Origin of the sequence: Aquamicrobium defluvii (assembly GCF_004363725.1) — a bacterium.
GTDB lineage: Bacteria > Pseudomonadota > Alphaproteobacteria > Rhizobiales > Rhizobiaceae > Mesorhizobium > Mesorhizobium defluvii.
In genome coordinates this window covers 58,174-83,099 of record NZ_SNZF01000008.1, presented here as the reverse complement: position 1 = coordinate 83,099, position 24,926 = coordinate 58,174, and the positions used below count along the sequence as shown (strand labels likewise).

21 protein-coding genes are annotated in these 24,926 nt (G+C 62.3%); 13 read left to right on the top strand and 8 right to left on the bottom strand.

Going from position 1 to position 24,926, the window contains the following annotated elements:
• The first annotated feature begins 39 nt into the window (after positions 1-39).
• The 9 genes from DES43_RS08065 (at position 40) to lpxB (ending at position 9,961) form a co-directional block, all read left to right on the top strand.
• Positions 40-774, top strand: a complete 735-nt coding sequence (locus tag DES43_RS08065; RefSeq protein WP_084496538.1) for an isoprenyl transferase — start codon at positions 40-42, stop codon at positions 772-774.
• Complete coding sequence (locus DES43_RS08060) at positions 771-1,601, top strand: phosphatidate cytidylyltransferase (protein WP_035028719.1); 831 nt, start codon at positions 771-773, stop codon at positions 1,599-1,601. Before DES43_RS08065 ends, DES43_RS08060 begins: the two co-directional genes overlap by 4 nt.
• Positions 1,602-1,706: 105 nt before the next feature.
• Positions 1,707-2,843, top strand: a complete 1,137-nt coding sequence (gene rseP / locus DES43_RS08055) for an RIP metalloprotease RseP (protein WP_035028715.1) — start codon at positions 1,707-1,709, stop codon at positions 2,841-2,843.
• 213 nt (positions 2,844-3,056) lie between these two features.
• Positions 3,057-5,474, top strand: a complete 2,418-nt coding sequence (gene bamA / locus DES43_RS08050) for an outer membrane protein assembly factor BamA (RefSeq protein ID WP_035028712.1) — start codon at positions 3,057-3,059, stop codon at positions 5,472-5,474.
• 74 nt (positions 5,475-5,548) lie between these two features.
• Complete coding sequence (gene lpxD, locus DES43_RS08045; protein ID WP_035028709.1) at positions 5,549-6,601, top strand: UDP-3-O-(3-hydroxymyristoyl)glucosamine N-acyltransferase; 1,053 nt, start codon at positions 5,549-5,551, stop codon at positions 6,599-6,601.
• Positions 6,594-7,058: a 3-hydroxyacyl-ACP dehydratase FabZ gene (fabZ, locus tag DES43_RS08040; RefSeq protein ID WP_035028706.1), complete on the top strand. Its 465-nt coding sequence runs from the start codon at positions 6,594-6,596 to the stop codon at positions 7,056-7,058. Before lpxD ends, fabZ begins: the two co-directional genes overlap by 8 nt.
• Before the next feature lie 9 nt (positions 7,059-7,067).
• Complete coding sequence (lpxA, locus tag DES43_RS08035; protein ID WP_035028699.1) at positions 7,068-7,901, top strand: acyl-ACP--UDP-N-acetylglucosamine O-acyltransferase; 834 nt, start codon at positions 7,068-7,070, stop codon at positions 7,899-7,901.
• Positions 7,888-8,790: an LpxI family protein gene (locus DES43_RS08030; protein WP_035028857.1), complete on the top strand. Its 903-nt coding sequence runs from the start codon at positions 7,888-7,890 to the stop codon at positions 8,788-8,790. The genes lpxA and DES43_RS08030 overlap by 14 nt, the downstream gene beginning before the upstream one ends.
• Entirely contained in the window at positions 8,780-9,961 is a 1,182-nt protein-coding gene (gene lpxB / locus DES43_RS08025; RefSeq protein ID WP_035028697.1) for a lipid-A-disaccharide synthase, read from the top strand. Before DES43_RS08030 ends, lpxB begins: the two co-directional genes overlap by 11 nt.
• Positions 9,962-10,027: 66 nt before the next feature.
• Here the strand turns inward: lpxB and gltA are convergent, their stop codons facing one another.
• Positions 10,028-11,317, bottom strand: coding sequence for a citrate synthase (gene gltA / locus DES43_RS08020; protein WP_035028694.1), 1,290 nt, complete (start codon positions 11,315-11,317; stop codon positions 10,028-10,030).
• 179 nt (positions 11,318-11,496) lie between these two features.
• Positions 11,497-12,918, bottom strand: coding sequence for a glutamate--tRNA ligase (gene gltX / locus DES43_RS08015; protein ID WP_035028689.1), 1,422 nt, complete (start codon positions 12,916-12,918; stop codon positions 11,497-11,499).
• A 94-nt stretch (positions 12,919-13,012) separates the two neighbouring features.
• Between gltX and DES43_RS08010 the strand changes: the two genes are divergently transcribed.
• Positions 13,013-15,523, top strand: a complete 2,511-nt coding sequence (locus DES43_RS08010; RefSeq protein WP_133674897.1) for a ComEC/Rec2 family competence protein — start codon at positions 13,013-13,015, stop codon at positions 15,521-15,523.
• 174 nt (positions 15,524-15,697) lie between these two features.
• Here DES43_RS08010 and lexA read toward each other — a convergent pair whose 3' ends face one another.
• The 6 genes from lexA to DES43_RS07980 all read right to left on the bottom strand — a co-directional run bounded on the left by lexA (position 15,698) and on the right by DES43_RS07980 (position 21,953).
• Positions 15,698-16,417 (bottom strand): transcriptional repressor LexA, encoded by a 720-nt coding sequence (lexA, locus tag DES43_RS08005; RefSeq protein WP_035028686.1) that lies wholly within the window; start codon positions 16,415-16,417, stop codon positions 15,698-15,700.
• Positions 16,418-16,522: 105 nt separating this feature from the next.
• Positions 16,523-17,737, bottom strand: coding sequence for a molybdopterin molybdotransferase MoeA (locus DES43_RS08000; RefSeq protein WP_035028684.1), 1,215 nt, complete (start codon positions 17,735-17,737; stop codon positions 16,523-16,525).
• A gap of 2 nt (positions 17,738-17,739) precedes the next feature.
• The gene (moaC, locus tag DES43_RS07995; protein ID WP_035028682.1) at positions 17,740-18,240 is read right to left on the bottom strand and encodes a cyclic pyranopterin monophosphate synthase MoaC; all 501 of its coding nucleotides are present in this window, start codon (positions 18,238-18,240) and stop codon (positions 17,740-17,742) included.
• 4 nt (positions 18,241-18,244) lie between these two features.
• Complete coding sequence (gene trpC, locus DES43_RS07990) at positions 18,245-19,051, bottom strand: indole-3-glycerol phosphate synthase TrpC (RefSeq protein WP_035028680.1); 807 nt, start codon at positions 19,049-19,051, stop codon at positions 18,245-18,247.
• A 2-nt stretch (positions 19,052-19,053) separates the two neighbouring features.
• Complete coding sequence (trpD, locus tag DES43_RS07985) at positions 19,054-20,064, bottom strand: anthranilate phosphoribosyltransferase (protein WP_035028678.1); 1,011 nt, start codon at positions 20,062-20,064, stop codon at positions 19,054-19,056.
• On the bottom strand, positions 20,061-21,953 hold the full coding sequence (locus DES43_RS07980) for a SurA N-terminal domain-containing protein (protein WP_035028851.1): 1,893 nt from the start codon (positions 21,951-21,953) through the stop codon (positions 20,061-20,063). Before DES43_RS07980 ends, trpD begins: the two co-directional genes overlap by 4 nt.
• 126 nt (positions 21,954-22,079) lie before the next feature.
• Here DES43_RS07980 and tpiA point away from each other — a divergent pair, with 126 nt between their 5' ends.
• The 3 genes from tpiA (at position 22,080) to DES43_RS07965 (ending at position 24,896) form a co-directional block, all read left to right on the top strand.
• On the top strand, positions 22,080-22,844 hold the full coding sequence (gene tpiA, locus DES43_RS07975; RefSeq protein WP_035028675.1) for a triose-phosphate isomerase: 765 nt from the start codon (positions 22,080-22,082) through the stop codon (positions 22,842-22,844).
• A gap of 152 nt (positions 22,845-22,996) precedes the next feature.
• On the top strand, positions 22,997-23,455 hold the full coding sequence (secG, locus tag DES43_RS07970) for a preprotein translocase subunit SecG (protein WP_035028672.1): 459 nt from the start codon (positions 22,997-22,999) through the stop codon (positions 23,453-23,455).
• 313 nt (positions 23,456-23,768) lie between these two features.
• Positions 23,769-24,896, top strand: coding sequence for a L,D-transpeptidase (locus DES43_RS07965; protein ID WP_035028669.1), 1,128 nt, complete (start codon positions 23,769-23,771; stop codon positions 24,894-24,896).
• Positions 24,897-24,926 lie beyond the last annotated feature (30 nt).

Here is a 24,926-nt window from a genome sequence, read left to right as displayed (position 1 = left end):
CTTGATAACAAGCGGATCGGCCGATCTGAAGGCGAACGAATGACAAGCCCGGCGCACGTTGCAATCATCATGGACGGAAACGGCCGCTGGGCGAAATCCCGTGGCCTGCCGCGCGTTGCCGGGCACCGGGCCGGCGTCGAGGCATTGCGAAATGTCGTGCGCGCGGCGCCCCAGCTCGGCATTTCCTTTCTCACCGTCTATGCATTCTCTTCGGAGAACTGGTCGCGGCCGAAATCGGAAGTCAGCGACCTGATGGGCCTGCTGAAGCTTTTCATCCGGCGCGACCTTGCAGAACTGCATCGCAACGGAGTTCGGGTAAGGGTCATCGGCGACCGTGAAAGCCTCCAGCCCGACATCCGGGGGCTTCTGGAGGAAGCCGAAGCCCTGACGCTCGCAAATGCAGGGCTGACGCTCGTCATCGCTTTCAATTATGGCAGCCGCGATGAGATTGTGCGGGCCGCGCGCAAGCTGGCGCAAGCCGCCCTGCGTGGAGAGATCGAGCCGCACATGATCGAGGCGGAAGACATCGCGGGCGCGCTCGACACCGCCGGCATACCCGATCCCGACCTCGTCATCCGCACCAGCGGGGAGTTGCGTTTGTCCAATTTCCTTCTGTGGCAGGCAGCCTATAGTGAACTGGTGTTCGTGCCGTGCTACTGGCCGGATTTCGGCGGCGACAATCTCGCGGAGGCCCTGCGCGATTTCGCCGGTCGCGAGCGCCGGTTCGGCGGCCTGTCGCCTGAGGAGGCCGTAACGCCGGCTTTGGCCCGATGAGCAATCTGCAACTGAGAATCATCTCGGGCCTCGTGCTTGCCTCTGTGGTGCTGGCACTGACATGGGTGGGCGGACTGCCCTTCCGCCTTCTCGCCGTCGCTATCTCCGCTGCGGTTTTCTATGAATGGACGCGCATGACGCGGCCCGCCCATTCCCGCGTCATGTGGCCCCGCGTCATGTGGCTGGTGCCGGAAGCCTGCATGGCGGTCCTTCTGGTTGCGCTTGGCTTCGGCGTGGCGGCCGTCGATTTTCTTCTTCTTGCCCTTGCGGCGACCGTGATCGTCGCGGCCATCGGCTTTCTGCGCGGCTCGGGGCTATGGGATGCGACGGGGATCGCCTATGCATCGCTGTCCGGCTTTGCCCTCGCTTTCCTGCGTGGCGCCGATCATGCCGGATTGCTGGCTATCCTCTTCCTGTTCGCGGTTGTCTGGACGACGGACACGCTGGCTTATTTCGTCGGTCGCGCCGTCGGCGGTCCGAAGCTTGCGCCATCCATCTCCCCCGGCAAGACCTGGAGCGGCGCCATCGGTGGAACGGTGGCGGGCGTTGCGGCCGGCATTGTCGTTTCCGTTCTCGCCGGCACCGGCAATCAGCTTCTGCCCGGCCTTGCCGCGCTCCTGCTTTCGGTCGTCTCGCAGATCGGCGATCTGTTCGAATCATGGGTGAAGCGCCGGCATGGATGCAAGGACTCCAGCCAGCTCATTCCGGGTCACGGTGGCGTGATGGACCGTGTGGACGGGCTTGTCGTTGCAGCGCTTGCGCTTTACGTCATCGGCAGTCTGGCCGCTTCGCCAGACAATCCTGCGCAGGGACTGTTCGGGGGCTGAGGTTCCGATCCGTGATGCGGGGTCACGGATTCGCCGGCTTTGGCGCGTCACTCGCTGTTGAAACCCATGCCGTCAGGACAACAGCTGACGAATCGAGGATTTGATTTGAACGAACTCTTCCAGTCTCTGTTCAGCACCGAAGGCTTTCTGATCGGTACGATCGTGCCGTTCCTGTTCGTGCTGATGGTGGTCGTGTTCGTGCACGAAATGGGCCACTACCTTGTCGGCCGCGCCTGCGGCATCGGCGTGCAGGCTTTCGCCATCGGTTTCGGTCCCGAACTTCTCGGCTTCAACGACCGGCGCGGCACACGCTGGAAGCTGTGCGCCATACCGCTTGGCGGCTATGTGAAGTTCGTCGGCGACATGAGCGTGACGTCGAGCCCCGCCGATACGGATGATGGTCTCGATGCCGCACAGCGCCGTGTCGCCTTCCACACGCAGGCCCTGTGGAAGCGCGCAGCCACCGTTTTTGCGGGGCCGCTGTTCAATTTCCTGCTCACCATCGCCGTTTTTGCCGTGATGTTCTCCATTCACGGCCGCTACGTCGCAGAACCCATGGTCGCGACGGTGAATGCCGGCAGCCCGGCCGAGGCGGCGGGGATCATGCCGGGCGATCGGTTCGTCAGCGTCGATGGAACGAAGGTCGAAACCTTCGCGGATGTACAGCGTCTGGTTTCCGGTCGGGCCGGCGATGCCCTGACATTCGTCATGCTGCGGGATGGGCGGGAGGTCAGCCTAACCGCCACGCCGCAGCCGATGGAGCAGGAAGATGCGCTAGGCAACAAGATCAAGGTTGCGGTGATCGGGGTTGTGAACAACCAGGAACTGGGCCAGCCGCGCCTGATCACCTATACGCCGCCCGAGGCGCTCGGCGCCGCGATACGCGAAACCGGCCATATCATCGAGCGCACGGGCCAGTTCATGAAGCGATTCGCGGTCGGCCGGGAGGACAAGTGCCAGCTCGGCGGCCCTGTGAAGATCGCCGGCATGTCGGCCCAGGCGGCAAAGCTCGGCTTCGAATGGCTGGTGCAGCTCGTGGCGCTGCTGTCCGTGGGCATCGGCATCCTGAATCTCCTGCCGATTCCGCCGCTGGACGGCGGGCATCTGTTGTTCTACGCCATGGAGGCCGTCCTGCGACGCCCGATATCGGAGCGCATGATGGAGGCCGTTTACAGGGCCGGCATGCTGCTCGTTCTGGGCTTCATGGGCTTCGTGTTCTGGAACGATCTGTTTGGTTGTTGAAATCATGAACGAATTCTGGACAACGGGTCGATCTGTTGAGAAGGCGTTTACCATGGCTCCGGATATGCGTGACGCGAAAGCAACGCTGGCGAGCCAAGTAAACACTAATTAACCAGAAGCCTTGCGTGTAGGGAAAATCCGGTTAATACGGTATGGGAATTTGACCGCGCGTCCGGTTTCTCGCCGTGGAATACGAGAAGGTAATATAGCCCGATGAAGGCAGCATCCAAGTTTCTGAGCGCCGCTTCCGCGGCGGCATTGTCTGCCGCTCTGGTCGTGCCAGGCGCGTTCACCGTACAGATGATGTCTGTTTCCGCCGCCGAGGCTGCCGTGGTGAACCGCATCGAGGTGCGCGGAAATTCGCGCATTGATGCCGACACGATCCGCAGCCAGATCGCGATCAAGCCCGGCCGGACCTTCTCGGGCTCCGACGTGGACGAGGCTGTGAAGACCCTGTTCGCCACCGGCATGTTCTCCGACGTGCGCATCAATCAGGTCGGCTCGTCGCTGGTTGTCACCGTTTCCGAGCACCAGATCGTCAATCAGGTGCTGTTCCAGGGCAACAAGAAGGTGAAGGACGCGCAGCTCAACGCGGCGGTCCAGCTCAAGCCGCGCAGCCCCTATTCACAGGCTTCCGTCGATGCCGACATCGAGGCGATCAAGGATGCCTATCGCCGTGTCGGCCGTGAAGAGGCAGCGGTCACGAGCCAGGTGGTCGATCTCGGCCAGAATCGCGTCAATGTCATCTACAACGTCAACGAAGGCGGGCGCACCAAGATCGCTGCCGTCAACTTCGTCGGCAATCAGGCGTTCAGCAACCGCCGCCTGTCGGACGTGATCAATACCAAGCGCTCCAACTTCCTGTCCTTCATGCTGCGTGACGACGTCTACAGCGAGGACAAGCTGCGCGCGGATGAGGAGCTGCTGCGTCGCTTCTACTACAATCGCGGCTATGCCGACTTCCAGGTGGTGTCGTCCTTCGGCGAACTGGACGAGGCGTCGAACCAGTACACGGTCACCATCACGGTCGACGAAGGTCCGCGCTATACGTTCGGCGATGTCAGCGTCGACAGCTCGATCCCGGAGATCGATCCCAATTCGCTCCAGTCGCTCGTACAGAGCCGTTCGGGCTCGGTCTACAGTGCCAAGGCGGTCGAGGACAGCCTGATTGCGCTGACCGAGCGCGTGGCCGAGCGCGGCTACGCCTTTGCGCAGGTGACCCCGCGCGGCGACCGGAATTTCGAGAACCGCACCATCTCCGTTGTCTACACGGTCGATCAGGGCGCCAAGGCCTACATCGAGCGCATCGAGATTCGTGGCAACAGCCGCACCCGCGACTACGTCATCCGGCGCGAGTTCGACCTGAGCGAGGGCGACGCTTTCAATCAGGTGCTCGTGCAGCGCGCCAAGAAGCGCATCGAAGCGCTGGATTATTTCGAACGCGTCGAGATTTCGACGGCTCCGGGGTCCGAGCCTGATCAGGTCGTTCTGGTGGTTGATGTGGTCGAGAAGTCGACCGGTGAATTCTCCATCGGTGCCGGTTACTCGACCGGCGGCGACACGCCCGGCGCTTCGGTTCAGGGTTCGGTCACCGAACGCAACTTCCTCGGCCGTGGCCAGTACATCCGCCTGTCGGCGGGCGGCGGCAAGGATTCGCGCGACTATATGGTCTCGTTTACCGAGCCGTATTTCCTTGGCCGCCGCATCGCAGCGGGCTTCGATGTCTACAAGTCAACTCGTGAATACAGGAAGTACGACAGTGAGGTGACCGGGGCGACAGTACGCTTCGGCTTGCCAATCACCGAGAATGTCTCGACGCAGCTTGCTTACAATTATTCGCAAGAGAAGTATAAGTTTACGGATAGATGTGATTCAAACGGAAATGGAATTGCGGATGGGCCGGGTGATCCAGATCCGATTCCTTCAGGCAATGTCTGCGATGTTTCGCAGGCTATTCAGGATGCCGTTGACCAAGGCACATGGGCGAAGTCATCGATTAGTGCCAATCTGGTGTACAATACCATTGATGACATGAAGAGCCCGCACTATGGCATCTATGCCAATTTCGGGACAGAAGTTGCCGGTCTTGGCGGTGATGCAGAGTTCGTCAAGTTCACGGCTCGTGGTACTGTCTATCAGACGCTCTCTGAAGAGATGGACATAGTAGGTCTCGTAACTGCCGGAGCTGGCCATGTTCAAAGCTACGGCAGTGGTGAATTGCGGATGTTCGATCACTTCAAGAGCAATGACCGCATAATTCGTGGCTTTGATTACAACGGTATCGGCCCGTATGATCCTGCCGGTGACGAACATTTGGGCGGGACGACATATTTCCATGCTTCTGCCGAAGCGCAGTTCCCTCTGCCGGTCATTCCAGAAAGTTTTGGCTTACGGGGTGCTGTCTTTGCAGATGCAGCTACGCTCTATGGAAACAAGGTTGACCGTCATATAGGTCAACCGACTGAGTTTGACGTTGTCGGAACCAGTATGAAATGGCGCGCCTCGGTCGGTGTCGGCCTGATGTGGGCTTCGCCGTTCGGTCCGCTTCGCATCGACTATGCGGTGCCGGTTGCCAAGGAATCGACCGACAAGGTGCAGGAATTCAACTTCGGCATGTCGACGCGGTTCTGAAACAGCGGGTGACGGCGGCTCCGGGCGGCAGCGCCCGGAGCGGACTGTCCGCGCCAGCGGGATAGTGCTCTGGAATGACCGATCCGGTGTTTTTCGTGCCGTCACGCCGCTATACGGCGGGTGAGGTTGCTGCGCTTACCGGATCGACGCTGGCGAATCCGGCTTATTCGGACACCGTGATCGAAACGATCGCATCCGCCACGGAAGGCGGTGACCGGGCGCTGGTGTTCGTCGCCGAAAAGCGCAACGCGGCGCTGATGGCTGATTTGCGTGCCGCAGCCGTGATATGTCCTGTGGAACTGGCGGACAAGGCTCCTTCAGGCATCGCCGTTCTGGTCAATCCGCGCGCCCAGCAGGCTTTCGCCCTGGTCGGCCGCACCATGTTTCCCGCTGCCGCAACGCCGGTTCCCTCGACATCGGAACGCGGGATTTCTCCGCAGGCCCACATCGACCCGACCGCTGCCATCGAGCCCGGCGCGATTGTGGAAGCCGGCGCGGTTGTCGGCCCCGAAGTTGCCATCGGAGCCGGCACCGTGATCGCCCCCAATGCGGTGATCGGCGCATCCTGCCGCATTGGCCGCGACAGCTATATCGGCCCGAATGTCGCCGTCCAGTACGCATTGATCGGAAACCGCGTCATCATCCATGGCGGAGCCCGCATCGGGCAGGACGGTTTCGGTTTCGTGGGCGGTGCGAAAGGTCCGGAGCGCATGCCGCAGATCGGTCGCGTCGTCATTCAGGACGATGTCGAGATCGGCTCCAACACCACCATCGACCGGGGCGCCATGGCTGACACCGTCATCGGCGAAGGCACCAAGATCGACAATCTGGTGCAGATCGCCCACAATGTGCGCATCGGCCGTGGCTGCGTGATTGCCGGCCAGTGCGGCATTTCGGGGTCGGTCACGCTGGGCGATTTCGTCAGGCTCGGAGGCCGGGTCGGCATCGCCGATCATATCTCCGTGGGCGACCGGGTGGAGGTCGCGGCCTCTTCGGGCCTCATGTACGACATTCCCGCCGGGGAGCGCTGGGCAGGCATGCCGGCGCAGCCGATGCGCGATTTCTTCCGCGAACTTTCGGCCATCCGAACATTCACCAAGTCTTCGAAGAGGGATAAGAATGGCTGACGTTGCCGGCACCGTGCTTGACGCGGCCGACATTCAGGAACTGCTCAGGCTCCTGCCGCATCGCTATCCTTTCCTGATGATCGACCGCATCGTCGAGATCGACGCCGACGACTCCGCCGTCGGGATCAAGAACGTCACCATCAACGAGCCGCATTTCCTCGGCCATTTTCCCGGACAGCCCGTAATGCCGGGCGTGCTGATCATCGAGGCCATGGCGCAGACGGCCGGTGCGATCTGCATTCGTCTTGCCAATGCCGACAAGCCGTCGCTCGTCTATTTCATGACCATCGACAACGCCAAGTTCCGCAAGCCTGTCGTGCCGGGCGACCAGCTCCGCATTCATGTGCGCAAGATCAAGAAACGCGGCAATATCCTTAAATTTGCTTGCGAAGCTCTCGTGGACGGCGCAAAGGTCGCCGAAGCTGAAGTCTCGGCGATGATGGTCGAGAACGACTGACGAGGCAAAATGGAAAACCAGACGATCATACATCCGTCCGCCGTCATCGAGAGCGGTGCCCGGATTGGAGCCGGTGTGCGCATCGGCCCATTCTGCCATGTCAGCGCGGATGCGACGATCGGGGACGATGTCGAACTCGTCGGCCATGTGTCCGTGCTTGGAGCGACCACTATCGGTGCCGGCTCGAAGGTCTTTCCGATGGCGACCCTTGGCGCACCGCCGCAGAACGCCAAGCACCAGGGCGGACGCACCACGCTGATCATCGGCGCCAATTGCACCATCCGCGAAGGCGTGACCATGCACACCGGAACCGACACCAGCCGCGGTGAGACCATCGTGGGAGAGAACGGCAACTTCCTTGCCTATGCCCACATCGCGCATGACTGCATCGTCGGCAGGAACGTCACTTTCGCCAACGGCGCGACGCTCGGTGGCCATTGCGAGATCGGCGACAACGTCAACATCGGCGGTTTGACCGCCGTGCATCAGTTCGTGCGCGTCGGCAACAATGCGTTCATCGGCGGCTGTTCGGCCGTGGTGGGAGATGTCATTCCCTTCGCCATCGCCGTGGGCAACCGCGCCAAGCTGCGCGGACTGAACATCGTCGGCCTGAAGCGCTCCGGCCTGCCACGCTCGGAAATTCATCTGCTGCGCCGCTGCTACCGTACGCTCTTCGATCATACCCGTGCGGTGTCGGAGAATATCGAGATTGCGCGCACTGAATTTGGCGAGTCCGAAACGGCGATGAAGATCGTCGATTTCATCGACAACCGCGCCAGGCGCCACTATACCGTGCCGCCTCTGAAGGGCGGCGCTGGCGATGATGGCGATGACGAGGACTGAGACTCGATCTTCCACCTGCGTTTATGGTCCTGACAGCAGGATCTGCATCATCGCCGGAGGTGGAAATCTGCCGGCCGCAATCGCCGAATATCTCGACCGGCAAGGAATAGGCGTTTTCGTTCTCATGGTCGAGGGCGAGACCGATCCCCAATCGCGCCTCGAACGCTACGACCACGAAACCCTCGCGCTGGAAGAGGCACCGTCGCTCATCAGGCGGTTGCGCCACCATGGCATCACCCATGTGGTGATGGCCGGGGAGATCAGGCGGCGCCCGCGCATTTCGGCAATGCGTCCGGGACTCGGCTTGCTGCGCCATGTTCCGGCACTTATCCGGGCACTGTCCAGCGGCGACGATGGCCTGTTGCGTTTTGTGGTCGCATGGCTGGAGGGCAGCGGCTTCCGGGTGGTTGGCGCGCACCAGATCGTCCCGGATCTGGTGGCGGCGGAAGGCCAGTTCGGCAGGATCCAGCCGCAAAAGACAGACTGGCGCGACATTCAGGCAGCGCGCATCGCAGCGGAAGCGATCGGCGCGCTCGATATCGGGCAGGGGGCCGTGGCGATTGGCGGGCGGGCCATCGCGCTCGAAGGCATCGAAGGAACCGACGCCATGCTGGAGCGGGTCCGAAGCCTGCGCGGCCACGGCAGGCTTGCCGGAAAGCTGCGCGGCGTTCTGGTGAAATGCTCGAAGCCCGGTCAGGAAGCACGAACGGACCTGCCCTCCATCGGCCCGCGTACGGTGGAGGAAGCCCATGCCGCGGGCCTCGCCGGAATAGCTGTGGAGGCGGGTAGCTCTCTGGTGCTGAACGGGCCCGAAATGATCCACAAGGCCGATGCGCTTGGTCTGTTCATCATCGGCCTGCCCCCGAAGGAGACGAGGCATGAAGGCTGAGAGACCTTTGCGCATCGCCATCGTGGCTGGCGAGGAATCGGGAGACTTGCTGGGCGCCGATCTCATTCGGGCGCTGGAGCAGCAGACTGGCCGCAAAGTCGATCTGACCGGTGTCGGCGGGCGGCATCTGGAAGCCCTTGGCCTGACCTCTCTGTTCAACTCCGGTGAAGTGGCGCTCATGGGCATCAGCGCCATCCTTCGCGATCTGCCACGCCTCATCCGCCGCATTGGCCAGACTGCGGCAGCAATCGTGGCGGCGAAGCCGGACTGTCTTGTCACCATCGACAGTCCCGATTTTTCGCTGCGCGTTGCCAGGAAGGTACGCGCGTCCGATCCCTCCATCCCGATCCTGCACTATGTCTGCCCGAGCGTGTGGGCATGGCGGCAGGGGCGCGCGGCGGCGATGCGGCCCTATGTGGACCGCATATTGTGCATCCTGCCGTTCGAGGTCGGGGAACTGGAAAAGCTCGGAGGTCCGTCCGGCATTTATGTCGGGCACCGTCTGACGCAGGACCCCGGCGTCGCCATCGCGGCTGCCGGCCAGGATGCGCCGCGCGACCTGTCGCCGGAACGCACCAAAACGCTGCTTCTGCTGCCCGGCTCGCGCCGGGGAGAGGTGAGCCGGCTGCTTGAACCGTTTCGCGAAACCGTAGAAGAACTGCGCGCGCGCGGGCACAGGCTGCGCCTGCTGCTGCCAACTGTGCCGCATGTCGCCCCCATGGTGGAGAAGGCGGTTGCCGGCTGGGCGCAGAAACCGGAAATCAGCGCGGAGCCCGATGCCAAATGGCGGGCTTTTGCTTCAGCCGATGCGGCGTTGATCGCGTCCGGAACCGTTTCGCTGGAACTGGCCTTGTCCGGCGTTCCCATGGTCTCGTGCTACAAGCTCGATCCCGTCATGAAGCCCGTTGCGCCGTTCCTTTTGAAAATCTGGTCGGCATCGCTGCCGAATCTGATCGCGGACCGGGCCATCGTGCCGGAGTTTTTCGATCGCTTCGTGCGGCCTCAGACGCTGACCCGGCAGATCGAGGCATTGTTTGCGGCTGGCGGCATGCGCGACTGGCAAAAGGACGGCTTTGCCGAGGTGCGCCGCCGTATGAAGACGGACCGCCCCGCCGGAACCATGGGAGCCGAAGCCGTTATGGAGCTTATACAGGCGCAAAAAACAGGCTGACTGTCGGTGCAGCCTTGACGAAAAAAAGGCCGCGAATTTCGCGGCCTTCCTGTATCGGGTTTTCGATCAGCGCTTGGCGATCGGCACATAGTCGCGCTGGGGAGCGCCGGTGTAGAGCTGACGCGGGCGGCCGATCTTCTGGCGCGGGTCCTCGATCATCTCCTTCCACTGTGCGATCCAGCCAACCGTGCGGGCCAGCGCGAACAGAACGGTGAACATCGTGGTGGGGAAGCCAAGCGCCTTGAGTGTAATGCCGGAGTAGAAGTCGACGTTCGGATAGAGCTTCTTCTCGATGAAATATTCATCGGTGAGGGCGATCTTTTCCAGCTCCATGGCGATGTCGAGAAGCGGATCGTCCTTGATGCCGAGCTCGCCCAGAACCTCATGCGCGGTCTGCTGCATGATCTTGGCGCGCGGATCGTAGTTCTTGTAGACGCGGTGGCCGAAGCCCATCAGGCGGAACGGGTCGTTCTTGTCCTTGGCGCGGTTCACATATTCGGGGATGTTGTCGACATGGCCGATCTCGGCCAGCATGTTGAGCGCCGCCTCGTTGGCCCCGCCATGGGCCGGACCCCAGAGGCAGGCGATGCCAGCAGCGATACAGGCGAAGGGGTTGGCGCCGGAGGAGCCGGCCAGGCGAACGGTCGAGGTCGAGGCGTTCTGCTCATGGTCGGCATGCAGGATGAAGATGCGCTCCATGGCGCGGGCCAGAACCGGATTGACCTTGTACTCCTCGCACGGCACGGCAAAGCACATGTGCAGGAAGTTGGCCGCGAAGTTCAGGTCGTTCTTCGGATACATGAACGGCTGGCCGATGTGGTACTTGTAGGCCATGGCCGCAATGGTCGGCATCTTCGCGATCAGGCGCATCGAGGCGACCATGCGCTGGTGCGGATCGGAAATGTCGGTGGAGTCATGATAGAAGGCCGACAGCGCGCCGACGACACCGCACATCACCGCCATCGGGTGAGCGTCGCGACGGAAGCCGGAGAAGAATTTCGACATCTGCTCATGCACCATGGTGTGGCGCGTGATGCGATAGTCGAAGTCTTCCTTCTGCGCCTTGGTCGGCAAATCGCCGTACAGCAGCAGATAGCAAACCTCCAGGAAGTCGCCATGCTCGGCAAGCTGTTCGATCGGATAGCCGCGGTGCAGCAGGATGCCTGCATCGCCGTCGATGTAGGTGATCTGGGATTCGCAGCTGGCGGTGGATGTGAAGCCGGGATCGTAGGTGAAGGCTCCGGTGGTGGAGTAGAGCGAGGCTATGTCGATAACGTCTGGCCCGATTGTGCCACTTCGTACCTTGAGCTCGTGAGTCTTGCCGCCAAGTTCCAGTTTCGCAGTCGATCCGGTCATTGCAAACTCCTTGTCAAGTCTCGCGCCGAAGTGGCAAAAATCATCTTGCGATGCAAAATCCGAAAACACGGAAATGTTCGAAATTGCAGCCTGTATAAGGTGCCGGGCCGGTCGGCCCACGCGCCAATGTTGCACCGCAAAACAAGCCTTTCAATGTCATTTTTCGCAGCGGTGAATCCTTAATCGATTTGATCCTGAATGCGCCCGAGGCTTTCCTCGCGACCGAGCACTTCCAGCACATCGAACACGCCGGGAGAGGTGCTGCGACCGGTCAGGGCGGCGCGCAAAGGCTGGGCGATCTTGCCCAGTTTCAGCCCGGAACTTTCCGCAAATTCGCGAACCGCAGCTTCCGTAGTTGCGGCAGTCCATTCTTCAAGCCCCTGAAAACGCTTCAGGACTTCGCTCAGCGTGGCCCTGGCCGCGTCGTCGAGTATGCCGGCGGCTTTCTCGTCCGGTTGCAGCGGTCGATTCGCCGTCAGGTAGTAGGTATTTTCGGCGAGCTCCACCAGCGTTTTGGCCCGGTCCTTCAACCCCGGCATCGCCTTGAGCAGCCTGGCTCTGGCCGCATCGTCGAACCGTGCTGCCAGTTCCTCGCCGTTGGGCAGATAGGGCAGGGTCGCAAGAAGTGCGTCGGTCAGCGCTGCATCGTCCATGCCGCGCATATGAACGCCGTTGAGCGCTTCAAGCTTGGCGAAGTCGAAGCGCGCAGCTCCCTTGTTGACATCGCTGATGTCGAACCACTCGATCATTTCCTCGATGGACATCACCTCGTCGTCGCCATGGCTCCAGCCGAGGCGGGCAAGGTAGTTGAGCAAGGCTTCGGGCAGATAGCCCATGGCGCGGTAGGCTTCGACACCCAGTGCGCCATGGCGTTTGGAGAGCTTTGCACCATCCGCCCCGTGAATGAGCGGAATATGCGCCATCTTCGGTACCTGCCAGCCCATGGCATTGTAGATGACGGTCTGGCGCGCGGCATTGGTGAGGTGATCGTCGCCACGGATGATGTGCGTGACGCCCATGTCGTGGTCGTCAACCACCACCGCATGCATGTAGGTGGGGTTGCCGTCCGAACGCAGGATGATGAAGTCGTCCAGATCCTTGTTCGGGAAGCGCACTTCGCCCTGCACCAGGTCGTGTACGACAGTTTCGCCTTCGCGGGGCGCCTTGATGCGGATCGCACCCGCAACGCCTGCCGGTGCTTCAGCCGGATCGCGGTCGCGCCAGCGACCGTCATAGCGCGGAGGGCGCCCTTCGGCGCGCGCCTTCTCACGCATCTCCTCAAGCTCGGCCGGCGTGGCGTAGCAGTAGTAGGCCTTGCCAAGGCGCACCAGTTCCTCCGCGACCTCCCGGTGGCGGGCGGCGCGCTGGTACTGCGAGACGGCCTCTCCCTCCCAGGTCAGGCCAAGCCACGTCAACCCATCGAGGATCGCCGCTGTAGCGGCTTCGGTGGAGCGTTCGCGGTCGGTGTCCTCGATGCGCAGCAGCATGGTGCCGCCGGTATGCCGGGCATAGAGCCAGTTGAACAGCGCGGTGCGCGCGCCGCCTATGTGCAGAAATCCCGTAGGCGAGGGGGCGAAACGGGTGACGACCTTTTCAGACATTCAGTTCTCGCGCGGTGCCGAAAGCCGCCTGTCGGGCTTTCGCAGTTTGCGCGTTCATGTAGCATAGGAGTTGAGGGGTGCAAGGGGAGAGCCGGTGACTTTATCGTCGGCGGGCAAACAAGGCGCAAAGATTGCGCCTTCCGACGTCAGCGAACGCAATCTTTTTGCCTTGCCGGAACGGGCCTCGCAGGATGTTCCGCAGGTTCGTGAAGCGTTGCGCTGTTCCACGCCGGGCAATTCCGGTGAACCAGCCACCCAGAAGACGCATGGCCCCCTGAAACTGTGGGAGGCGAGGAAAACCGAAACAACGAAACGGGCATGGCGGGCCGTTTCCGGGGCGGTCGTTCTGGAACTGGAGCGTGGCGCGGCATTCCTGCTGGTGCCGGTGTTTCTGTCGGTCGGGGTCGTCGCCTATTTCTCGCTGCAATACGAACCGTCATGGACCTCTCTTCTTGGAATGACGGTTCTTGCCACAGGAGCCGTATGGCTTTCCCGGCACAGATACAGCCTCCAGCTTTGCCTGCTCGCCCTGCTGCTCTGCCTTGTCGGGATATGGCTTTCCAGGCTGGAAACCTGGCGACTGGGAACCAGAATCATCGGGGCGGAAATAAGTGTGCGTTTAACCGGCCGGGTGGTGGAGATCGAGGACATGGCCAGCGGCCGCAAGCGCCTTACTCTCGATGTCATTTCGACCGAGCGTCCGAAATTGCGATATCAGCCGGAGCGCGTGCGCCTTTCAGCCCGCAAGGTGTCTCCCGACATCGGCCCCGGATCCGATGTAACGGGCCTCGTTCGTCTCCTGCCGCCAGCGGGTCCGATTCGACCCGGCAGCTATGACACGTCCTTCGCCGCCTATTTCAGCGGTATCGGCGCCAGCGGGTTCTTTCTTTCCGGGCCGGAGCTTTCGTCCCACACCGCCGCTCCGGTCACAGCCCGCATCGGGGCGGCGATCGAGCGGGCGCGGCAAACGATTGCCGGGCGCATCAGGCAAAGTGTCGGCGGGCCGGAAGGCGAGATCGCCGCCGCCCTGATCGTGGGAGTGCGTGCCGGTATCCCGGAAAAAATCAACGAGGCCATGCGCAAGACCGGCCTATACCACATCATTTCCATTTCCGGGTTGCACATGGCGCTGGTTGCCGGAACCGTCATGGGTCTCATGCGCGGGCTGTTTGCGCTGTTCCCGGATTTTTCCTCCCGCCGTCCGGTCAAGAAATATGCGGCATTGACGGCCCTGTTGGCGACCGTCGCCTATCTGTTGATTTCTGGCATGGTGGTTGCTGCGGTTCGCTCTTTTATCATGCTGGCGGTGATGCTGATCGCCGTTCTGTTCGATCGAAGCGCGCTCACCATGCGCAACCTTGCCATTTCGGCCATCATCGTCATAGTCGTGACGCCACATGAGGTCGTCGGGCCCAGTTTCCAGATGTCGTTTGCGGCCACTGCCGCACTTGTCGGGGCTTATGCGGCATGGTCCGACTATCGGACCCGCCGTGTGTCGGCGCCAGTTCCCGCAAGGCGCTCGCTTGCCGGTACGTTGCTGCACCGGCTGCTCGTCATGATGCTCGGGCTCGCGGCCACCTCGATGGTTGCGGGTGCCGCAACGACACTTTACGCGGCCTGGCATTTCCAGCGTGTGGCACCCCTCAGCCTGCTGGCAAACCTTGCGGTCATGCCGGTGGTGTCGATCATCGTCATGCCCTTCGCTGTCTTCGCGTCCATCGCCATGCCTCTCGGCCTCGATGGTCCGTTTCTGTATGTGATGGGGCAGGGCCTGACCGTGATGATCTATCTGTCGGAGCGTATCGCCGACATGTCGCCTCTCGACGCGGTCGGGCTGATTTCGGCAACGTCCGTCCTCTTTGCAACCCTGGCGCTGGTGGTCGGGACCATGGCGACGACATGGCTGCGATGGGTTTCATTGCCGTTTGCGATAATGAGCCTGGCGACGCTTGCCGGAGCGCGCGCGCCCGATATCCTGGTTTCGGAAGACGCGCGATTGCTTGCCGTCGTCATGGGGGACGGCACGATTGCCGTCAACCGCCCACGCCCCAACGCCTTCACCATCGACAACTGGGGCAGGGCCCTCGACGCACAAGGCATTCAGCCGCCGGAGCGGCTGAAACAATGGAATCCGGACGATCTCCCGCCGAAAATGAAGGGCGAAAGCAAAGGAATCGGAGCAGGTACGGGATTTCGATGTGTGGACCGGGTTTGCATAGTGCGCCACCCGTCAGGGGCTCGGATCGTGCAGGCGCCCGATGCTGATAGCGCCCGCGCTTTCTGCACCACGGCAAGCCTGATCGTGATTGAGGATGCGACGGCACGAAGCCCCTGTCACAATGCCGCTGCGGCGGTCATTACCCGTCGTCAACTGGCGCAAAAAGGCAGCGCAGAAATATTCCTGTCTCCAGGCTCTTTGCCCGGCCGCGCAGCATCGACAGGATCAAGGCCCGAGATACGCTTCTCCATCGAGGGAGATTACCGCCCATGGCATACACAGCGCCGGTTTTCCCGGGAAGCGCGCGGCATGCCGCCCTACGAACGAAAGAAACCCGCAAGCTCTGCGAACGCTCCGGAAAAAACCATCGCGAACGAGGCCGATTGAGAGGCGTCAACGATAGCAGAAGAAGCAGGACCGTCGGTTTTGGTGACGGTTCACAGCAATGAGATGCCTGATCTTTCCTGTTTTTATCGCTTCACATGCAATTTTTACGGCTGATGCCTGCACAAAGCCGAAAAGCGGATTCTCAAGATCGCCTTTTCATCCTGGCAGGAAACGTCAATAGCGACGGATCAATCCGACCAGCCTGCCCTGGACCTTCACCCGGTCCGGTCCGAAGATCCGCGTCTCATAGGCCGGATTGGCGGCTTCAAGAGCGATGGAAGCACCCCTGCGACGGAAACGCTTCAGCGTGGCTTCCTCATCGTCCACCAGTGCAACCACGATATCGCCCGGCGTTGCCGTGTTGCCGTTGCGGATGATGACCGTATCGCCGTCAAAAATACCGGCCTCGATCATCGAATCGCCCCTTACCTCCAGCGCATAGTGCTCACCCCCGGACAGCATCTCCGGCGGTACGGAAATGGAGTGCGTCTTGTGCTGGATTGCATCGATAGGCACGCCGGCGGCGATCCTTCCCATCACAGGAATGGAGACGGCGGCGCCTGCATCGTCGTCATTGCTGGCGATCTGGGGCTTGCGGGTGTCCTTCGCAGGTTGCCCGAGGCTCCCCTGAATGACGCTCGGAGAGAACTTGCGGGCGCTGTTGAGGCCCGGAGCAATGGAATCGGGCAGGCGGAGAACTTCGAGCGCGCGGGCACGGTTGGGCAGGCGGCGAATGAAGCCGCGCTCCTCCAGTGCGGTAATGAGCCGGTGGATGCCGGATTTCGAAGCGAGGTCCAGTGCTTCCTTCATCTCGTCGAAGGACGGAGGAATGCCACTCTCCTTCATTCGCTCATGAATGAAGAGAAGCAGTTCATGTTGCTTGCGCGTCAGCATCGACTTCCCCCGGAAGCGGTGAATCCAGAATCGGAAAACAAACCCGGAACAAACACTATATGTTCCATTTGTGTTCCGCAACCGTTTAAAGTTTAATGAATGAATTCAGAATTCGTTAGCCAGGCAGAGAACCTGACAGGGTTCGCCCGCAGCGAGTGCCTTGGCGAAGGGAGCCCGAACGATCAGGCCGCCGGCTGCGGCCATCACGCGCAGCATGGATGAATCCTGTATGTCGAACGGCGTCGCGATGAGCCTGCCGTCGCGTTCCTCAAGCCTGGCGCGCACGTAATCCTGGCGGTGATCGTTGGCTCCCATGCCGGCCCCGAGAATGGCGGTGCGGATGTCCTGCCGGAACGGCCTTCCTCCAAGGCGGGCGAGCAGGGGTTTCAGGAAAAGCTGCGAGCAAACGAGGCTGGCCACCGGATTGCCGGGCAGGCCAAGGCATCTGACCTCTCCCATCCTGCCGAACATGAGCGGCTTGCCGGGGCGCATGGCGATCTTCCAGAAATCGAGGGTCATGCCTTCACTGGTCAAAACCTCGTGAACAAGGTCGTGATCGCCCACGGAAGCGCCGCCGGAGGTGACGATGACATTCGCTCCGGCCGCTACCGCCTGCTTCACCAGAGCCGACGTGGCATCCTTGCGATCCGGTGCGATGCCGAGATCGAGGATGTTCGCGCCGGCCGCGCGTGCGCAGGCGGCAATGCCATAGGGATTGGAGGAAATGATCTGGCCGGGGCCGGTGTCGCTGCCCGGTGGCAGCAATTCGTCCCCTGTGGCGATGATGGCGACCAGCGGGCGCCTCACGACTGACAGATTGGCATGATTGGCGGCCGCAGCCAGCGACAACGCCGCTGGACCAAGCAGACGGCCTTGTTCGATCAGCAGGTCGCCCTTCACGAAATCGAGACCCGCGCGGCGTACGTTGCGCCCGGACACAGTGGTCTCGAGCAACTCGATGACGCCCGGTGCCGCGATCTTTACGTTTTCCTGAATCACGACGGTGTCGGTGCCGGTAGGAAGAGGGGCGCCCGTGAAGATGCGCACGCATTCCCCCTTGCCAACGGTTCCGGAAAAGGTGCTGCCGGCGGCGATTTCGCCGATCACCGCGAGTTGGGCTCCAGCGGTGCCCACATCGGTTCCGCGCGCCGCATATCCATCCATTGCGGAGGCATCGAACGGCGGTTGGGAGCGTGACGCCCTGACCGGTTCAGCCAGAACGCGATCGTAGGCCAGAGCGAGGGGAACACGCTCGCTGCCCAGCGGCCCGGCATCCTCCAGAAGGCGCTCCAGCGCCGTTTCCATCGGAACAAGCGCCATTGTCAGGCGTCCGCCTGATAGTCGCCGGACTTGCCCCCGGTTTTCGAGAGCAACCTTATGTCCGAGATCGCCATGCCCCGATCTACGGCCTTGGCCATGTCGTAGATGGTGAGGCATGCGACGGAAGCGGCCGTCAGAGCTTCCATCTCCACTCCGGTCTTGCCTGTGACCCGCGCCAGTGCCCGCACCCTGAGGCCGGGGAGCGTGTGGTCCGGTTCGATGTCGACCGTAACTTTCGTCAACAGGAGCGGATGGCAAAGCGGGATGAGTTCATGCGCTTTCTTTGCCGCCATGATGCCGGCGATGCGGGCGGTGCCAAGAACGTCGCCCTTCTTCGCGTTGCCCTCGGCAATCATCGCCAGCGTAGCGGGCTGCATGCGCACTGTGCCCTCGGCGACCGCTTCGCGAACCGTTTCGGCCTTGTCGCCAACATCCACCATATGCGCTTCACCCGTCGTCCCGATATGGGTGAGGCCGCCCTGGGCCGGTGGTGTCCGCGTCACGGCCTCAAGCCTCCGGGGCGTCGAGGCCCAGCAAAATGCGCGTCGCCGTGGTGACGTCTTCCTGCCGCATCAGGCTTTCTCCGACAAGGAAGGTGCCGATGCCGCTTGCGGCCAGCCTTTTGCAGTCCTCATTGGTGAAGATGCCGCTTTCACCCACCAGAATCCGGTCAGTGGGAACCATGGGAGCGAGCCGTTCGCATGTTTCGAGACTGGTTTCGAAGGTGCGCAGATTGCGGTTGTTGATGCCGACAAGGCGGGATGAGAGGCGCAGCGCACGTTCCATTTCCTCCTCGTCATGCACTTCGACCAGCGCATCCATGCCGAGAGAAAACGCGGTTTCTTCGAGCGCACGAGCCGTGTCGTCGTCTACGCTCGCCATGATGATGAGAATGGCATCCGCACCCCAGGCGCGCGCCTCGTGCACCTGATATGTGTCGAACAGGAAATCCTTGCGCAATGCCGGCAGGGATACCGCCTCGCGGGCGTCCGTCAGAAACTCCGGCGCACCCTGAAACGACGGCGAGTCGGTGAGGACCGAAAGGCAGGCCGCCCCTCCGGCTTGATAGGCGCGCGCAAGGGTGGGCGGGTCGAAATCGGCCCTGATCAGCCCTTTGGAGGGGCTGGCCTTCTTGATCTCCGCGATGAGAGCGAACTGACCGTCGCGGTTGCGGTTCTCCAGCGCGGCAAGGAAGCCGCGCGGCTTCTCCTGGCCGGCCGCGCGGGCCTTGAGCTCATCCAGTGAAACGCGTGCCTTCGCGGCGGCGATCTCGTCGCGTTTGTAGGTTTCGATCTTACGCAGAATATCGGACATGGCTAAGCGTTGGAAACCTCGACCAGTCTGTCAAGCACCTGCATGGCACGGCCGCTGTCGATCGCCTCGCGTGCTTTCGCGATGCCATCGGCCAGTTCTGCGACCGCGCCTGCGACCACCAGCCCGGCTCCGGCATTCATCAGCACGGTGTCGCGATAGGCTCCGGCACCGCCGGAAAGCACATTGCGAAGTGCCGCGGCATTGGTTTCGGAATCGCCGCCCCGCAAATCTTCCTTGGAGTGCCGTCCCAATCCCGCTGCCTCGGGGGTCAGCGTGAAGGAACGCACCTGGCCATCCTTCAGTTCGGCAACCTGCGTTTCGCCGGTCGTGGTGATCTCGTCATAGCCGTCGCCATGCACAACCCATACATGGCTGGAACCGAGGGCTTTCAGCGCCTCCGCCGCGGGCACCACCCACTCGGGCGCAAAGACGCCAACGAGCTGGCGGCCGACACCGGCCGGATTGGTGAGGGGCCCCACCAGATTGAAGATCGTCCGGGTTGCCAGCTCCACGCGCACGGGACCGACATGCTTCATGGCCGGATGGTGGGAGGGCGCGAACATGAAACCGATACCGGCCTGTTCGACGCAGCGGGTGATCGCATCCGGAGCAAGCTCGATGTTGACGCCGAGTTTTGTCAGCACATCGGCGGTGCCGGTCAGCGATGACAGGCCACGGTTGCCGTGCTTGGCCACCGGCACGCCACTGGCCGCTATGACGAAGGCGGAAGCGGTGGAGATGTTGAAGCTGTGCAGGCCATCGCCGCCGGTTCCGACAATGTCGATTGCATTGGCCGGTGCGGAAACGCGCAGCATCTTGTCGCGCATCGTCGCCACCGCGCCGGAAATTTCACCGACCGTCTCGCCGCGCACGCGCAACGCCATCAGAAAACCGCCGATCTGGCCGGGAGTGGCGTCGCCCGACATGATGATGTCGAACGCCTCGCGCGCTTCATCGAAGCTTAGCGGCCTGCCGGCCGCGACGCTCGCAATGAAGGGTTTCAGCGCACTCATCGGGCCAGCGCCTGCGACACGGCAACCTGATCGATCTCGACCTTGTACACGCTCTGCAACTGGGCAACGAACTGGTCGAGCAGATCGCCCGAAAGTCCGGACGCGAAGGAGGTGCGGACATCTTCCGGCACTGTGCTGGCATCGGCGCCGGCAGGCTCAACCACCTGAGTGACCTTGAACAGGATCTGCGCATCGCCGGTGGGTGATGGTATGACGCCGGATCCGCCTTCTCCGACCTCGAAGATTTCGGCGGTGCCGTCGCGGCCGAAGTCCGCATCGTCGGCGGCACGCTTCAGCCCGCGCTTGGTCTGCTTCTCCAGTGAAAGCTCCGAGGCGAGGGCATCCAGTTCGACCCCTTCTCCGGCGCGCTTTTCCAGTTCCGCTGCCTTTGCCATAAGCTTCTTTGAGGTCTCGTGAACCGTCCAGTCTGCAACGACGCGCTCGCGAACCTCGTCGAGAGTGCGCTCGCGCGCCGGGGTAACGGAGTTCACCTCATAGAAGAGGTAGCCGCCATTGGCCGTGGTGATGCTTTCATTCTCGATGCCGGCCTCCGCCTCGAATACCGATCGAATGAGGTTTGCCGATTCAGGCAGACCGCGGATGATGCTCCCGTCAGGTGCCCGCCCGGACCGGTCGATGGATTCGATTGTAACGACTTTCAGGCGCTGTTTGGAGGCTGCTTCCTCCATGGTGTCGCCTCCGGCGCGTGCGTCTTCATAGGCGTCATGCACTTCCAGCAGCACTCGGCTGGCTTCAGCCAGCGCCAGATCCTTGCGGATCTGGTCGGAAACCTCGGCGAGCGGTTTCACCAGCTCGGGGTTTATCTCCGTCACCCTGATCAGAACGGGACCGAATGCACCCTTCACCACCTGACTGACTTCATTGACGCCAAGCCCGAAGGCCACGTCCGCAACAGCCTGATCGGCGATCTTGTCCCTGGCAAGCGTGCCGAGCTGGACATCGGCCTCGGACTTGCCCTGGGCGGCATAGACCTTGTCGAAAGTGGCTCCGCTGTTGATCGAATCGCGTGCGGTCTGGGCATCCTGTTCTGATCCGAACACGATCTGCTCGATCTTGCGTGTCTCGGGCGTGGTGAACAGCGACTTGTTCTTCTCGTAGTCTTCGGCCACCTGCTCGTCGCTGACGGAGGCGACATCCATGATGTCCTCCGGCTCAAGCCGCACATAGGAGAACTTGCGGTATTCGGGCGCAGCGTAGCGCTGCCTGTTTTCTTCGAAGTAGGCGGAAAGATCGGCATCGGATGGCGCCGCGACGGGCTCGACCAGCGACTTCGGCAGGACCAGATAATCGACCGTACGGTCTTCACCCTGATAGAGCGCGAACGCCTTCAGGAATGTGTCCGGCATCCTGATGCCGTCCGTTGCCGCCTCGATGATCTGCTGACGCCGCGCCACCTGAGCGCGGTTGTGGAGATAATCCTCCGGGCGCATTCCCACCTGCCGCAGCACATAATCGAACATCTGGCGGTCGAACTGGCCGCCGGGGCCGTGGAAGGCCGTATCTTCGTGGGTGAGGGCGGCGAGGCGGTCCTGCGAAATGCCGAGGCCCATCCTGCGAGCCTGCTCGTCCAGCAGCGCGCCCGACACGAGTTGCGCCAGCACCTGCCGGTCGAGACCCAGCGCATTCACCTGTTCCTGCGTCAGGCGCTGGCCGAATTGCTGGGAAAGCGCGTTGAGCTGCCGGTCGTACGCCAGCCGGTATTCATTCACGGAAACGGAGGTGCCGCCGACCTTGACCACGGATTCGTGTCCGCCGAGCACGCCAGAGACCTGACCGGAAATACCCCAAACTGCAAAGCTCAGCACCAGTATGAGGAGCAAAATTTTGGCGACCCAGGTTCCCGCGGCTTTTCTGAGGCTGTCGAGCATGTTCACTTCCGGTTTCAGACAAGGCTCAAGGGCAATAGCCTCCTTGGGCGTCACTGTCGATTGCTTTGTGGTCCGATTTTGCTACTGAAGGCGCACATATGGAACCTGTCGGAGATACATAAAGCCATGACGCCAGGAATTCGACCGCTCGTCGCGGGCAACTGGAAGATGAACGGCACCAGCGCCTCCCTCGACGAGTTGAGGATGATCGGCGACGGCTTCATGCGGGGGCTCGATGCCCAGACCGAAGCGCTGATTTGCGTGCCGGCAACCCTTCTGTCCCGCGCGGCCGGAATTTTGGAAAGCACCCCGGTTCGCGCCGGCGGAGAGGACTGCCATGCCAGGGAAAGCGGCGCCCATACCGGCGACATTTCGGCGGAGATGCTCAGGGATGCTGGCGCAAGCCATGTGATCGTCGGCCATTCGGAGCGCCGCACCGACCACGGGGAAGATGATGCGTCCGTCCGCGCCAAGGCCGAAGCCGCCTGGCGCGCCGGCCTCGTCGCGATCGTCTGCATCGGTGAAACCAACGAGCAGCGGCAGGCGGGCGAGACGCTCGGTGTCCTTTCGCGGCAGATCGACGGTTCCGTGCCGGCAAGCGCCACGGCAGCCAACACCATCATTGCCTACGAGCCGGTCTGGGCGATCGGGACCGGACTGACGCCGACCGCGCAGGACGTGGCGGCCGCCCATGCGCATATCCGCGCCCAGCTTGGCGAAAAGCTGGGCCCGCAGGCCAGAACCATGCGCATTCTGTACGGCGGATCGGTCAAACCGTCCAACGCGGTCGAACTGCTCGGTGTGGAGAACGTCGACGGCGCGCTTGTCGGCGGGGCGAGCCTCAAGGCCGCCGATTTCCTCGGCATTGCCGAAGCCTACGAGCACCTTTGAAGAAAAGGTGGCGCGCTGCACTGCGCGCCCCTACATGACCGGACGACGGCTTATTCCGGGCGTGGACTTGGAAATGCCTTCAAAGCATTGTATTGAGCCGCCTCCAAAGAGCCGTCGCGCAAGCGGCCGCCAGGCATTGCCAAGGTAGACCCATGGAAACCGTACTTATCGTCATCCATCTCATGATCGTGCTCGCGCTTGTCGGCGTCGTGCTGGTTCAGCGTTCTGAAGGTGGAGGGCTTGGCATCGGTGGCGGCTCGGGCTTCATGACCGCGCGCGGCGCGGCGAATGCTCTGACGCGCGCCACGGCAATTCTGGCCGCTGCCTTTTTCATCACGTCGCTCGGCCTGTCGATCCTCGCACGCTATGGCTCCAAGCCGACCGACATTCTCGACCGTGTTCCCGCCGCGACCCAGCAGCAGAATGCACCGGCCGGGCAGGGCGTTCTGGACCAGCTTCCGGGCCAGGTGACTCCCGCAGCACCTTCCGCGCCAGGGGCTGCGGCGCCTGCGGCACCCGAAGGCGGTGTCCCTGCCGCGCCTGAAGCCGGCACGGTTCCGGCGCCGGCGGAGGGAACCCAGCCGGCACAGCCGCAGGTTCCCAACAACTAAAGCATGTCGCCCGAAAGTGGAAATCGGTTTCGGGGCAACGACATGCTAAAAAAACAATGGCTTAAAGCGTAAGGCGTGAATCCGCAGGATCGCGACGCGCTTTAAGCCGGCTTTGCGGAGGCTTGCGTTGCCGAAACTGTTGTTGTTTGAACACAGTTTCGGCAAATGCATTTTATCACGGTATTTTGCCGTTCCGCATGCAAGCTCGCGCTTGAGGTCGGCATGGCCTATCGACTATAGATTTGCCGACGGGTGCCCGACGGAGGACCGGGGGCAAGCCTCAGGCAACAGCATTTCTGATCGGATTTTCGCCATGCAGCTTCGCAGCTTCATATTGATGGGCCTGTGCACAACGATGTTCGTGGGTGCGCCGGCCTACGCCGCACCGATTGCAGCCGGTGCCGCTCCCCGGGCGCCGGAGGCGACAGCCGTCGTCGAAGTGGCCGCCAAGAGCGCCAGTGCGGAACTGAGAACCCTGAAGCGGAAGAAGAAGCCGACCGACGGAGACCTGGCTCGCATCAGGGAACTGGAGAAGCAGGTCAGGGCCGAGCAGGCTGAGGCGCGTGCCAAGGCCCTCGAAGCCAGGAAGCTTGCGATGCGCGAGGCCGCAAAGGCAAAGGCGGAGGCCGAGCGCAAGGCGTTTCAGGAAAAGCGCGAGCAGAGCAGGGTCACCCGGGCCGAGCGGGCGCCGGCGGCCGTACGCCAGGCGCCTGTGAAGGAGGCCGTGGCCGCGCCCAGGGTCGTCGAAGAGGTTCAGCAACCGATCTCCGCCGACGTGATGGCGATTGCGCGCAGCGGCAACAACGGCGAGCTGCGCAGCGAATCGCGCGAAGTCCGGCAGCAGCGCAGCGGCGGGCTGCTTGCGGGTCTGTTCGGTTCCGGCTCATCGGCCGGGAGCAGCATTGCCTATCTGCCCGAGACCCGCGCCCTGGACTCGGTTCTGCAGGAGCGTCAGGCGAAGAAGAAGTTCAACGTGAAGCCGGAATTCGAACCGCAGCAGGTGAGCTTTACGGGCTACGAGCCCGGAACCATTGTCATCGATACCAACGCGCATCGTCTCTATCTGGTCGAGACGCCGTTCACCGCGCGCCGCTACGCCATTGCGGTCGGCCGTGACGGGCTTCAGTACAAGGGCACCACGGTCGTCGGCGACAAGCAGGAGTGGCCGCGCTGGATTCCCACCAAGGACATGCAGCAGCGCGAGCCGGCCAAGTACGGCCGCTACAAGGACGGCATGCCGGGCGGCCCCGACAATCCGCTGGGCGCCCGCGCCATCTACCTTTACGAAGGCAAGAAGGATACCTATCTGCGTATCCATGGCACCAACCAGCCACAGACGATTGGCACAAACTCGTCCAACGGATGCTTCCGGATGATCAACGACCATGTGATGGACCTTTACCGGCGCGTGAAGACCGGCACCAAAGTCGTCGTTCTCTGACAGTTTTCTGAAGTCTGGCGGGGGGCCGGC

Coding starts and splice junctions, on each gene's coding strand:
- lpxB (WP_035028697.1), top strand. CDS start 8,780: ATGAAGGCTGAGAGACCTTTGCGCATCGCCATCGTGGCTGGCGAGGAA.
- trpC (WP_035028680.1), bottom strand. CDS start 19,051: ATGTCCGATATTCTGCGTAAGATCGAAACCTACAAACGCGACGAGATC.
- lpxD (WP_035028709.1), top strand. CDS start 5,549: ATGACCGATCCGGTGTTTTTCGTGCCGTCACGCCGCTATACGGCGGGT.
- DES43_RS08065 (WP_084496538.1), top strand. CDS start 40: ATGACAAGCCCGGCGCACGTTGCAATCATCATGGACGGAAACGGCCGC.
- fabZ (WP_035028706.1), top strand. CDS start 6,594: ATGGCTGACGTTGCCGGCACCGTGCTTGACGCGGCCGACATTCAGGAA.
- DES43_RS07965 (WP_035028669.1), top strand. CDS start 23,769: ATGCAGCTTCGCAGCTTCATATTGATGGGCCTGTGCACAACGATGTTC.
- secG (WP_035028672.1), top strand. CDS start 22,997: ATGGAAACCGTACTTATCGTCATCCATCTCATGATCGTGCTCGCGCTT.
- DES43_RS08030 (WP_035028857.1), top strand. CDS start 7,888: ATGACGAGGACTGAGACTCGATCTTCCACCTGCGTTTATGGTCCTGAC.
- lpxA (WP_035028699.1), top strand. CDS start 7,068: ATGGAAAACCAGACGATCATACATCCGTCCGCCGTCATCGAGAGCGGT.
- tpiA (WP_035028675.1), top strand. CDS start 22,080: ATGACGCCAGGAATTCGACCGCTCGTCGCGGGCAACTGGAAGATGAAC.
- gltX (WP_035028689.1), bottom strand. CDS start 12,918: ATGTCTGAAAAGGTCGTCACCCGTTTCGCCCCCTCGCCTACGGGATTT.
- trpD (WP_035028678.1), bottom strand. CDS start 20,064: ATGAGTGCGCTGAAACCCTTCATTGCGAGCGTCGCGGCCGGCAGGCCG.
- bamA (WP_035028712.1), top strand. CDS start 3,057: ATGAAGGCAGCATCCAAGTTTCTGAGCGCCGCTTCCGCGGCGGCATTG.
- DES43_RS07980 (WP_035028851.1), bottom strand. CDS start 21,953: ATGCTCGACAGCCTCAGAAAAGCCGCGGGAACCTGGGTCGCCAAAATT.
- DES43_RS08000 (WP_035028684.1), bottom strand. CDS start 17,737: ATGGCGCTTGTTCCGATGGAAACGGCGCTGGAGCGCCTTCTGGAGGAT.
- DES43_RS08060 (WP_035028719.1), top strand. CDS start 771: ATGAGCAATCTGCAACTGAGAATCATCTCGGGCCTCGTGCTTGCCTCT.
- lexA (WP_035028686.1), bottom strand. CDS start 16,417: ATGCTGACGCGCAAGCAACATGAACTGCTTCTCTTCATTCATGAGCGA.
- gltA (WP_035028694.1), bottom strand. CDS start 11,317: ATGACCGGATCGACTGCGAAACTGGAACTTGGCGGCAAGACTCACGAG.